At 34.4% G+C, this 12,637-nt stretch carries 8 protein-coding genes; 7 read left to right on the top strand and 1 reads right to left on the bottom strand.

Features of this window, described 5'->3' with window-relative positions; all coding sequences use genetic code 11:
• Positions 1-75: 75 nt before the first annotated feature.
• The 7 genes from wecB to WBF63_RS08560 all read left to right on the top strand — a co-directional run bounded on the left by wecB (position 76) and on the right by WBF63_RS08560 (position 10,547).
• Positions 76-1,209 carry a non-hydrolyzing UDP-N-acetylglucosamine 2-epimerase gene (wecB, locus tag WBF63_RS08590; protein ID WP_424369302.1) on the top strand — a complete coding sequence of 378 codons (1,134 nt, stop codon included), beginning with the start codon at positions 76-78 and terminating at the stop codon, positions 1,207-1,209.
• Entirely contained in the window at positions 1,199-2,419 is a 1,221-nt protein-coding gene (gene wecC, locus WBF63_RS08585) for a UDP-N-acetyl-D-mannosamine dehydrogenase (protein WP_424369301.1), read from the top strand. The genes wecB and wecC overlap by 11 nt, the downstream gene beginning before the upstream one ends.
• A gap of 10 nt (positions 2,420-2,429) precedes the next feature.
• The gene (locus WBF63_RS08580) at positions 2,430-3,623 is read left to right on the top strand and encodes a glycosyltransferase (RefSeq protein WP_424369300.1); all 1,194 of its coding nucleotides are present in this window, start codon (positions 2,430-2,432) and stop codon (positions 3,621-3,623) included.
• A complete protein-coding gene (locus WBF63_RS08575) occupies positions 3,624-4,925 on the top strand; it encodes an MOP flippase family protein (RefSeq protein ID WP_424369299.1) in 1,302 nt (433 codons plus the stop codon). It abuts the gene before it with no gap.
• Between the two features lie 4 nt (positions 4,926-4,929).
• A complete protein-coding gene (locus WBF63_RS08570; protein ID WP_424369298.1) occupies positions 4,930-7,716 on the top strand; it encodes an MGH1-like glycoside hydrolase domain-containing protein in 2,787 nt (928 codons plus the stop codon).
• A 7-nt stretch (positions 7,717-7,723) separates the two neighbouring features.
• Positions 7,724-9,562, top strand: coding sequence for a heparin lyase I family protein (locus WBF63_RS08565; RefSeq protein WP_424369297.1), 1,839 nt, complete (start codon positions 7,724-7,726; stop codon positions 9,560-9,562).
• Positions 9,563-9,779: 217 nt separating this feature from the next.
• The gene (locus WBF63_RS08560) at positions 9,780-10,547 is read left to right on the top strand and encodes a T9SS type A sorting domain-containing protein (protein ID WP_424369296.1); all 768 of its coding nucleotides are present in this window, start codon (positions 9,780-9,782) and stop codon (positions 10,545-10,547) included.
• A gap of 43 nt (positions 10,548-10,590) precedes the next feature.
• Here WBF63_RS08560 and WBF63_RS08555 read toward each other — a convergent pair whose 3' ends face one another.
• Positions 10,591-12,411, bottom strand: a complete 1,821-nt coding sequence (locus tag WBF63_RS08555; protein WP_424369295.1) for a heparinase II/III domain-containing protein — start codon at positions 12,409-12,411, stop codon at positions 10,591-10,593.
• Positions 12,412-12,637: the final 226 nt, after the last annotated feature.

Raw genomic sequence — 12,637 nt, 5'->3', positions numbered from 1 at the left:
TAAACACACAACCAACTAGCTTATTGTGGGATTAAGTTGCAAAGTCTTACATTTGCAATCCATTGTTCTTTAAAAATGAAAATTAAAAACTTAATTATATTTGGCACCAGGCCGGAAGCCATTAAGATGGCACCTTTGGTTCATGAATTCGCTAAGCATTCTGATAAATTTCAAACCAAAGTTTGTATAACTGCGCAACATAGAGAAATGCTGGATCAGGTTTTGGACTTTTTTGAAATAAAGCCTGATTTTGATTTGAACCTTATGCGTCCCAATCAAAATTTATTTAATCTGACTTCGGACATCATCCTCGGATTAAAACCCATACTTGAAGAATTTAATCCGGATTATGTATATGTTCATGGCGACACCACGACTACGATGGCCGCCAGCATTGCGTCTTTTTATAGCTCGGCAAAAGTTTGTCATGTGGAAGCCGGGTTACGGACTCACAATTTACAATCTCCATTTCCCGAAGAAATGAACCGACAAGTAACCGGGGTAGTGACAAATTATCATTTCTCTCCTACTGAACAATCAAAGAATAATTTGGTAAAAGAATCGAAGTCTGAAAACGCAATCTGTGTGACAGGAAATACGGTAATTGATGCTTTGATGTTTGGAATTGAAAGGGTAAATACTCCTGATTTTAAAGATAAGGAAATCGAAGATTTGAAAAATTTAATTCAACCCGATAAACGAATTATTCTGGTTACAGGTCACCGAAGAGAAAATCACGGTGATGGATTTATACGAATTTGCGAAGCACTCAAACAAATAGCTTTGGAAAATCCGGATGTTCAAATCATTTATCCTGTACATTTGAACCCAAATGTAAAGGAGCCCGTGTATAAGATTTTATCAGGAATAGAAAATATTTTGCTTATTTCTCCTCTTGCCTATCCGGCCTTTATCTGGCTGATGGAAAAATCTCACTTAATCATTACCGACAGTGGAGGCGTTCAGGAAGAAGCTCCTAGTTTAGGAAAGCCTGTGCTGGTAATGAGGGACACCACCGAACGGCCGGAAGCAGTAACTGCAGGTACGGTTATTTTAGTAGGAACAGACAAAGAAAAAATAATTTCTGAAACACAACGTTTATTAAAAGACAATAATGCTTACCACGAAATGAGCAAAACACATAACCCATATGGCGACGGAAAAGCCAGCGAAAGAATTGTAAAATTTATACTTGACCATGCAAACTGATTATAATCCGGAAGTAGTAACCATCGGACTGGGATACATCGGACTTCCCACTTCTGCTCTCATTGCACAAAATAAAACAAGAGTTTTAGGGGTTGATATTAATCCAACTGTTGTGGACACCATTAACGAAGGGAAAATCCATATAGTTGAGCCCGATTTGGATCTTGCGGTAGCAGATGCGGTAAAGAATGGTTTTCTGAAGGCAAATCTAAACCCGGTTTCTGCAGATGTTTACCTGATTGTGGTTCCGACACCTTTCAAGGGCGACCATGAACCTGATATTTCTTATGTTCAGGCCGCAACGGAAGGAATCATTCCCTTATTGAAAGAAGGTGATTTGTACATCATAGAATCTACTTCTCCGGTCGGCACAACTGAAAAAATGCAGGAATTGATTTATACAAGAAGACCAGAATTAAAAAATAAAATTTATCTGGCTTATTGCCCCGAGAGAGTTCTACCCGGAAATGTAATGTATGAGTTGGTTCATAATGATCGTGTAATTGGTGGAATTGATGAAGAATCAGCCGAAAAAGCCATTGCATTTTATCGACAGTTTGTGAAAGGCGACCTACATAAAACCAATGCCCGGACAGCAGAAATGTGTAAGTTAGTAGAGAATTCATCACGGGATGTTCAGATTGCATTTGCCAATGAACTTTCGCTGATCTGCGATAAAGCGGGAATCAATGTATGGGAACTGATTGAGTTGGCCAATAAACATCCGAGGGTAAATATTCTTCTACCCGGTTGTGGCGTAGGCGGACACTGTATTGCAGTGGATCCGTATTTCATTGTTTCGGATTATCCGCTGGAATCCAGAATCATAGGAAAAGCAAGAGAAGTAAATAACCACAAAGCTTTTTGGTGTGCCGAAAAGATTAAACAAGCTCAAAAAGAGTTTAAACTTGCCCATAATCGTGAACCCAAAGTTGCCCTGATGGGACTTGCATTCAAGCCCAATATTGACGATCTCAGGGAATCGCCTGCAAAATACATTGTCCAAAGGGTTTTACAGGACGCCAATGATGAAGAATATTTCATAGTCGAACCCAATATTGAAGAACACAATGTTTTCAAAATAACCAGTTACAAGGAAGCAGCAGAAAAAGCAGACATCATTGCATTTTTGGTAGCACATAGAGAATTTTCTGAATTGGAAATCTCAGATGAGAAAATTGTTTTGGATTTTTGTGGGGTAAAAAAATAAATTTCTTTGTGTGAAAGTACTAATTGTAAATCCTCATATGAAAATCGGAGGGATATCGGCTTCTTTGTATAATTTGATCGATGTCTTACACAAAGAAAACTCGACACACGAAATAGAATTATTTTTGTTTAACCCCATTTTAATTGATAAATATAGAGACTTAGGTACTAAGACGAAAATCCATTATTCCTTTTTATTAAGCTGCTTATTTATAAACTTTAAAGAAGCTAAGTTTTTTTATAAGTTTCCTAAGCTGGTGATTTATATTCTTTTGAAAGTACTGGAAAAAATTATCGGAACTAATTATTTGAGAAAATTAGTGATTCGTAATATTTATTTTAAAGATCATTATGATGTTGCCATTTCATTTTCAAATGATATTCCCCTAAACCATGTTTTTTTAGGTTCAAACTATTTTGTTCAGAAGGTTGTAACTGCAAAAAAGAAGATTGCTTGGATTCATAATGACATAGATCGGTTAGGTATGACCAGAGATTATATCTTGCAAGAATATGCTCGTTTTGACAAGGTTGTAAATGTTTCGAACAGCTGCAAGAACCGGTTTGAAGAATTGGCTCCAGAATTTATTTCCAAATCATGTTTGTTGGGAAATTACATTGATGGTAACTCTTTGCGAATTAAAGCTGATGAATTTAATCCTTATAAAGATGAAGTTCAAATGGTAAAAATCGTTACAGTTGCAAGGATAGATAACCAACAAAAACGAATTGACAGAATCCTGAAAATTTCAAAAAGACTGATTGAAAAAGGAATTGAGTTCAAATGGCATATAATCGGCAATGGACCGGATCTAAACACTTTATTAAAAGAAAAAGAGATTCTTGGGGTTAATAAATACGTGGTTTTTGAAGGTTATCAACCCAATCCTTTTCCATATATCAAAAATGCTGATATTTTTGTCCTGACATCTTCTTATGAAGCACAGGGAATGGTACTCAGCGAATCCTTACTTTTAGGTACACCGGTTGTTACAACGAATTTTCCGGCTTCGCTTGAGTTTGTTCAAAATGAAAAAAACGGGATTATAGCTGAAAACAGTACAGAGTCACTGTTTGAAACCCTTCTGGAATTGTTAAATAATAATTCAAAATTGAAAGAACTGAAACAAAATCTTTCTGGAAACGATTTTGGTAGTTTGGCGAATGATTTCTTGCTTAAATTTGAAAAAATAATTCACTTTTAAATGTCTATTAAGCAAAAAGCGATAAAAGGAGTCAAATGGACCACTCTCAACACGCTTATTCTAACAATTTGCACATTGTTGAAGATTTCAATTCTCGCGAGGCTAATAGACAAATCAGATTTTGGACTGATGGCCATTATTACCTTTGTAATGGGCTTTGTCGACTTGTTTATGGACATGGGAATCAGTATTGCCATTTTGCATAAACAAAAAATTTCAAAAAATGAATATTCAAGTTTATATTGGATAAATTTTATTTTTTCGATTGCGGTTTATTTGATTATATTAGTAATTACCCCATTTATAGCTGATTTTTATGATGAGGAAATATTGAGAAAACTTATTCCTCTCACAGGTGCAAGCATTATAATTGTTGCGATTGGCCGACAATTTAAAACCATTTTACAGAAAGATTTAAACTTTAAAAGGATTGCTGTTATTGAGATTATTTCCGCAGTTATTTCACTGGTTGCAGCTGTGGTTTTGGCCATAAAAGAATTTGGTATTCTGTCTTTAATTTATTCATTGCTGTTGAATTATATCATCGTTAGTTTTGCCTATCTCATTACCGGTTTCAAAACACATCCGATCCAATTTCATTTTAAATTTAAAGAAACCAAAAGCTTTTTAAAGATCGGAATTTTTCAGGTAGGCTCCCAGATTTTAAATTACTTTAACAGAGATTTGGATATTTTATTGATTGGTAAATTTTTTGGAGCCGAAGTTTTGGGGGGCTACAGCCTTGCAAAACAACTGGTATACCGACCGGCTCAGATAATTAATCCGATTCTGACTCAAGTAGCCTCACCCGCATTGGCAAAAATTCAGAGTAATTTGCATGTTTTGAAAGAGAACTATTTAAAGCTGATTAATTTGGTTTCATCGGTCAACTTTGTTGCATATTTATTGATTTTTATTTTTGCACCGATTTTGGTTCAATTATTCTATGGTAATAACTATTCGGAAATTGTGCCGCTGGTCAGGATTTTGAGTATTTATATGTATGTCAGAGCCCTCGGAAATCCTGTGGGCAGTCTTGTTGTTGCGACAGGAAAGACACATCTGGAATTTTATTGGAATTTGTTTACATTAATTATTATGCCTGTTCTAATTTTCATTGGAGCACAGTATTCAACAACTTGGATTGCAATCCTGATTACATTGGGAATGATTATACTGGTTGTTCCCAGTTGGTATTTTTTAATACAAAAGATGATTCCCGCTTCTTTAAGTGAATTTATATTTTCTTTGGTCCCAAAAAGCAATTATGCCGAAATTCGCAGATATATTCAAAAAAAGTAACATTATGAAATGGGTTATTAATTTTTTCCTTTTATTGGTTATAGGATTATGCAGTTTAAACTGTCAGAAAAAAGAAGATGTGGCGTATAATTCTGCAATAAATATTGACTCTCAAATTTCACATGATCTAAATCTTCCGAATTGGGGCCCCTATACAAAAAAGTATGTCGGGATTTCACACATCCCCAATATTGATCAGGGATTAAGATATGACCTGAGTGTTTTCCCAACCATTTATAATCAGGAGGCTACTCCACCCGACGTGCTGAAGAAAGGAAATTTCTTTATCTGGGAGGCCGCTCCAAATTTAAAATATTATTCATACAGACACGAGTTGGAATGGAAAGATCGGGTTTATGCGGACATCTCCTATTCATTTGCGAATGAAGATTCGAGATTGATTACAATGAATCTGATTAACAATACTGATATTGAAAAGACAATGTCGATTCATATGGTTTCTTCAATGCACTTCCCTCCGTTGGCTCCTCACAAACCAGAAGATGAGATCTTAATTAAAAAAATAGAATTGCCGGAAAATGGGATCTGGATTGATGGTCTGGATTATAAAACTTATACATATAAAAATCCGGGACACAGAAATCAGCTGGCCTATGACGGAATGCTGAGAGGAGAAGTTCGGGAGAACGGTCAAATAAATGGAAATGGAATTGAATTTGCAAAAAGTAGAGGTGACAAAGTTATATATGAATTTGATATTCCTAAAAACCTGGCAGAACCAGTACTTTATATTCGATATAAATCAGATTCCGAAAATGATACCGAAGTTGGGGTTTCAGGAACAGTCAGAACTTCCTTTAAATTGACATCTTCAAATCAATATACCTTTATCAAAAAAGAATTGGGGAAAATCACAGATAAACATGTCATCATGGAATTTGAAGCTCAGTCGGGCAATAGAGTGGTTATTGACGGATTTGCAATAATTAACAAGACAGATGACGACTTGGTTAAAGTTTCAAATGTGGAGTGGAATCCTGTGCCTGAGGTTATTGATAATCAGGAAATGAGTAACTCAATCATTTTAAAATATAAAAATTCAGATATTTATTACGGTCTGTATTGGGACCAGCCGAATTCTCAAATAATTGATTTCAAATTAAAAGATTTGCCTTCAGATTTCAACACAAATTCATCAGTTGGAATTCAGGATCAGGAAAAAAAATCAGAAAATGGATTTCTGAAAGATGTTGTGCTTTCACCGATTAACGTTCCATCAAATTCAATTCAGACAATTCATGCTTATATAAGTTCAGGAACTTTGGATCAGGTAAGAGAGAATCTTGCAAACATTAAAAACCTGAACTTTAATGAAATTAAAGAAGAGGCAAAAAGCAATCTTCATAAATTTAATGTGGTTCCGGATGGAGAAAAATATCTTTTCAGTCAGGAAAGAATGTCAGCTGTGCTGCTGAGTAATATTGTTTACCCCATTTATACTCAAAATCAGTACATCAGACATTCTGCGCCCGGGAGAAAGTGGGATTGTCTTTATACATGGGATTCAGGCTTTATCGGTATCGGACTCAATCAACTCGATACCCAACGGAGCATTGAAAATTTAAATGTATATTTAAGCGACCCTCTGGAGCAGTCTGCTTTTATTGACCACGGAACACCTCTTCCCGTCCAATTTTATCAGTTTTTGGAAATTTGGAATAAAACCCAATCCAAGGATTTTCTTGCTGAAGAATATCCAAAGTTGAAATACTATTATGATTTTCTTTCCGGAAAAATCGAAACATCGACCACCAATAATCTAAAATCGGGTTTAATCAGAACTTGGGATTATTTTTATAATTCGGGGGGTTGGGATGATTATCCCGCCCAACAATTTGTGCACGAAAACAAACTGACTAAAAAAGTAACACCTGTTATCAGTACCGCGCATCTTATTCGAATCGCCAAGATCATGAGACTTGCCTCTCGTCAACTTCAGATCAAACAGGATTTTGAAACTTATCAAAATGATATTGATAAATGGGCAGTGGCACTGAATCAATATTCCTGGGATGATGATTCAGGGTATTACAGTTATGTAATTCATAATGAAAGCGGGAATGCAGAAGCAAAACTTATGTTTGAGAATCACGCAAACTATAATATGGGATTGGATGGAATCAGTCCGATTATATCAGGAATCTCAAATAATCAGCAGATCCTTAAAATGATGGCAAACCTGAAGACAAAAGGAAAGATTTGGTCTGATGTGGGTCTTTCAACAATAGACCAATCGGCTCCTTATTATAATAAGGATGGATACTGGAATGGCCATGTGTGGATGCCCCACCAATGGTTCATCTGGAAATCAATGCTTGATTTGGGTGAGGATGACTTTGCTTTTGAAATTGCTGATACAGCGCTGAATCTGTGGAAAAAAGAAACAGAGGACACATACAACAGCAATGAGTACTTTTCAATTGAAACAGGGAAGGGCAAAGGATGGTATCAGTTTGGCGGATTATCTGCACCGGTATTATCCTGGTTCAGCTCTTATTACGAAATAGGGACGTTCACAACAGGATTTGATGTATGGATTATGGAAAAGGACTTTAATAAAGATTTTAATGCGTTTGAAGCCCGACTCAGGCTTCTGGAATTAAACAATAAGCCTTTTACTGTACTGTTATGTCTGAATCCCGAATTTAATTATGACGCCTATTGGAATGATCAAAAGGTCAAATCAGAACAAATAAACAAAGGTACCATCAGTATAACATTGAAAAGAGACTCAGAAATTGGGAATTTAAGAGTTGTCAAAAATAATTGAATCATATATGAAATTTCAAATTAAAAATTTTTCATTGGTCTTATTTATACTTTTTTTAAATTTTTCTTTTGCACAGAATTTGAAAATTCCATATTATGAACCTTTTGAAAATTATTCATTTACTAATAATTGGCAAATACAAGAACAGGAATCGAGCAGAATTGAAATTGAAAATTTTTATGACTTTTATTCAAATTCACTTGTAATTACTGTAGAGGGAAATGATCACCCTTCAATGAAAGTAACTACAGATGGCAGAACCAGATCGGAAATTGCACTTCTGAATCATCAAATTAAAAATAATGATGAATATTATTACAGTTGGGACATTTTCTTACCGGCAGATCAGGTATTTACAAAGAATTTATTTTCTTCCGAAGATAACTATTATGTGATAATGCAGTGGCATGAGACAGGAGAAGGGATTCCTACTTATTGTTTGAAGGGCGATGATATAAGAAAAGTAAGAGCTTTTCCTGTGTCTTTAAGATTAGTTCCCGGATCTCTCAGTCAAGACTCAAGAATGGATCTTCATTTAAAATATGGCACAACCTATGGACCGGGTAATTCTAGTAACGATGGAGATATATGTCCACAGGACCCGTATTCAAGAGGATATCGGGAATATATCATTAGCAAAGCAATCAAAATTGGAGAATGGAACCATATTGTAACGCAGATCAAATGGAGTACTGTTGGCGATTCTGCATTTATTCGAATGTGGATAAACGATTTGCCAATCATAAATGACAGAAGCATTGAACAATATAAAAGAAAAGGTGTAAACGCTGATTTGCGGCTAGGCAGTGAAAATTCTCAGGCATCAAAACTTGGTGGAGTTCCCTTGCTATATACACGCGTGGAAAACGGAATTGAAATTATTGAACAGAACTATCAAAAATTAGGTCACTATAGAAAAAACTATGATTCAGACAATACTATCCTCATTGATAACTACCGAATCACAACCGAATATCCACCCAAACCTTTTACAACTTCTTTGATAGATAAATTCTGTAACAAAGAATTACCGCCCGGTCAGGAATATAAACTCGAGGCCTATGAAATTGCTCCTTCGAACTATTATACCTTCAATTTTAAAGATGAAGCAAAGAAACAGATCAACGAAATCAAGAGCTTCAGTAATTATATTGATTTAACAAATCAGGACTGGGTAAGAGCCAATGATAAGTATGAAGTCAGTGTGAGAGCTGTAAACCGGTTAAACAATGGCAGTGGGTTTGATTACGGCAGATCATGCAAGGTTCAGATACCGGAAAATACAAATTTGGAAGATTATTATAGTTCCAAATCAATTTCCAATCCTTATATAATGCGCCGAAACGAAACCATATATGCCTATCCGCTACCCGGCGCAACCGATTATTTGTTCAAGATAACCAATACACAGAATCCAGGAAACGAAATATGGATACCGGGAAACGGAAAGGACATAAATTCACTGAACCTGAGCAGAATTTCAGGAACAAAAGAAAATGCAACGTATCAAATAAGTGTAAAAGCAGCCCGTATGGAAAACGGAAAGGATATCTATTCACACTTAAATACAGGCAGGTCTGATTTTATTAAGGTTAAAAAGCCGGAAAAAAATTTAGACAAAAAAGTAAAGATTGAGTTGAATTCTTCAGCCGATTCTTTTCACATTCAATCAAAAACCAAGCTGAAAAACATTTACCTGATAAGTAATACCGGAGAAGTTCTTTTAAAATCTGAAGTTGATAAAAAAGAAATAATATTAGACTTATCTCTATTTAAAAACGATCTTTATCAAATTACATTAGTTGATAAAAAAGGGCGTGTTTTTAACAATGCTTACACTAAATGAAAGCCTTTTTCCATTACATTTGTGCAATATCATAAATTATCGCAATGCAAAAGCTATTTATTATCCTTACTTCTGTTTTATTTTGTCAATTTGTTATTTCTCAAACGACCTATGTCCCAGACGATAATTTTGAACAAAAACTTATTGATTTGGGATATGATGCGTACTTGACGATTATGTGCTGACAGACAACATCGCAAGTATAAATAGTTTATTTATGTCTGGTGTAAATATCTCAGATTTAAAAGGGCTTCAAGATTTCGCAAGCCTTATTTCTTTAAATCTTTCATACAACCAAATTACTGAAATCTTTTTTCACCCTAATGTAAATATAGGATTCTTAATACTGAATAATAATCCTATATCAGAAATAGACTTATCTTCTCACAGTCAATTAAGTGAAATGAGCCTATCTAATACAAATATTACAACATTAGATTTAAGCAACAATCCCAATCTTAGATATTTTTACTGTGGTAATACACCCATATTGGAACTTGATTTGTCAAATAATCCTAATTTAAGAGAGATCGTTTTATATGGTGGTAATTTTGAAATAGTAGATTTACGAAATGGAAATAATCAGAATATTATCAGTGTGAATTTTCTAAATAATCCTAATTTACCTTTTATTCTTGTAGATGATTGCAATTACAGCACAAACAACTGGACTGATGTAGACCCTGAAGCAATATTTATTGAAAATGAAGGAGATACATCTTGCCTTTTAGGTATTAACGATGTTGAACTCAAGAATGAAATTGATCTATTTCCAAACCCGAACAGTGGTGTGGTGTTTTTGAAAAATTATCAAAATTTAGATATAGACAGGATTTATCTAACTGATTTTTCGGGGAAGAATATTAAAACATTTATCTCTAATTTTGAAAAATTAGATATTGCAAATCTAAACTCTGGAACTTATTTACTTAAAATACACTTAAAACCTTCCAAGGTCATAACAAAGAAAATTATTAAGAGATAGGCACATTAAAAAGAACATAAATATTTACATATCAGAAAATTACTTACAAACCTATTATCTTCTTATTTACACCCTTTTTAGAATATGTTATCGAATTTCCCTGAACGCTTACATTTCCAACCGGGTTTATATATTTAGGCGACTCAATGGTAATAATTGAGGTAATGTTAGACTGTTTTGTTTCTAAATTTATTTGCTTGGTATCTGTTTTCTTATTGGGAGACAAACTCCTGAAAAAGTCTTTTACGGCTACCTTGTCCCCTCCATTTAATGATTGAATCGTTAATGAAATTTGATTGGGAAAAGATGCTTTAGCTAAATTACCATTTACCGAAATATCCGTTGCATTTTCTCCCAAATTAAATATTTGAGTTAAGGATTTTGTTAAATTGACATTATCGCTGTTATCTTGTACTATAATTACGTTCGGATGGATATAGATTATTTTTCTCCTTAAAAGAATACCGTCATAAAAATTGTGTTCAGCTTCCACTATCTCATAATCTTCTTCTCTCGTATAACTGATAAGTTTAGAAAATTTATCCTTGCCATCAAGTGAATAATCAGAATTATTGACCACCACCGTATTATGTGCCAAAGCGGATATTAACTGAGGGCGATAGGTTTGGTCATAGGCATAATACCCCTGATCTGTAAAAATATCGGTGCCGAGCGTTTGAAAGATGAAAGATAAATCATCGTTATGTTTATGAACTTTGGAATAATAGTTCGCAAAAAGACATAAATAACCCTTGTCGGGTGTATTGGTTCTCAAAGTGGCTATGTTGTTCTCAAAACTTACCATAGAAGGAAGAGAATAATTTTTTGTAAGGTCCCGAAGCCGCTTGTCGTTCCCGAATTTTTCTATCATTCCCTGGTTGACCATTTCTATCTGGCTGTCTCCCCACAATGGAAATTTCAGATCCGGTTTTACCAATTGCAAAAGAATATCATTCATCCTCAAATATTTTACCATCATAGAAGGGTCTATGTTTTCTTTTCCAATAAGGTCAAAAATGGATTTGTAAAGATTATAATTAAAAATATGATACGTGGTTGAGTGCTCTCTGGCTAATCCCGTTGGGCCAATAATCTTGTTAAAATTATCCAGTGACCTTGTAGCTGCTAAATTCCGCAAAGAATTTGACAAATCTGCATTGGATTTTGTGATTTTCGCAAGATAAAGTAAAGTACGATCCATCATAATAGCATGATTATGTACCGAATAGTGAGCCGGATCTGTCATAAAAATGACATTGAGAGAAATATGGTCAAATGCCCTTTTAATAAAATCAACATCAGGAACATCAAGCTCCAGCTCATCAGCAATTGTTTGCAGAACATGGAGGGTCCTGAATGCTGTTGCATGATCGTACCAGGTATATTCTGATGTTTTTTGATCCAAAGAAGGATGGTGAGAAATATAGTTATTCACATATTTTTTTGCCTGCTCATGATAGGCAATATCCTTTGTATCCTGATAAGTGTGGTTTAAAAAAGACACAAACAATAAATTTTCATAGTAAAGCTGCCAGGTTGTATTATTTTCAGGATTTTCTTTCCATGTTATTTCATCCAAAGGTTTGTAAAAAGGCTTAAAAGTATGCAGGGCTATAATAGAATCTTTTAAAATTTTATCAGCATAACCCTTAATTTGTATCGGAAGGAAGGGTGGCACTGTTCTGGGAATTTCTTCAAACTTGATGTGTTTATTCAACTCAGACAAACTGATGGCGTACTTTACAGAATCATTTAAGGAAATGTTTACCATAGTTTCTTCTAATCCTTTTTCTTTCTTTTCCTGCGGAGAAGTACATGAGGCAATCAAAAGAAATAAAAAAAATAATAAATAACTTTCTTTCATGATCTTAATTTGGGGAAATTTTTATAAAGTTAAAAAAATATACAGAAACCAAGTCTTAAAATAGATTTATTAAATAATAGAAGAATTTATCTCTGTGAAAAACCTTACTTTTGTGAAATTTGAAATTGAGCGCTAGAACTTTTAGACTTGAGATTATTTGTACAAATATTACTGGTCATACTTTTTCTATTACAAGGAACAAACACTTATAATGTATTTCTTGCGC

The sequence above is a fragment of the Moheibacter sp. genome, from assembly GCF_049672845.1.
Taxonomy (GTDB): Bacteria; Bacteroidota; Bacteroidia; order Flavobacteriales; family Weeksellaceae; genus Moheibacter.
The sequence above is the reverse complement of the archived record's forward strand: the minus strand, read 5'-3'. Positions and strand labels throughout refer to the sequence as shown.

Coding starts and splice junctions, on each gene's coding strand:
- wecB (WP_424369302.1), top strand. CDS start 76: ATGAAAATTAAAAACTTAATTATATTTGGCACCAGGCCGGAAGCCATT.
- wecC (WP_424369301.1), top strand. CDS start 1,199: ATGCAAACTGATTATAATCCGGAAGTAGTAACCATCGGACTGGGATAC.
- WBF63_RS08575 (WP_424369299.1), top strand. CDS start 3,624: ATGTCTATTAAGCAAAAAGCGATAAAAGGAGTCAAATGGACCACTCTC.
- WBF63_RS08570 (WP_424369298.1), top strand. CDS start 4,930: ATGAAATGGGTTATTAATTTTTTCCTTTTATTGGTTATAGGATTATGC.
- WBF63_RS08565 (WP_424369297.1), top strand. CDS start 7,724: ATGAAATTTCAAATTAAAAATTTTTCATTGGTCTTATTTATACTTTTT.
- WBF63_RS08560 (WP_424369296.1), top strand. CDS start 9,780: ATGTCTGGTGTAAATATCTCAGATTTAAAAGGGCTTCAAGATTTCGCA.
- WBF63_RS08555 (WP_424369295.1), bottom strand. CDS start 12,411: ATGAAAGAAAGTTATTTATTATTTTTTTTATTTCTTTTGATTGCCTCA.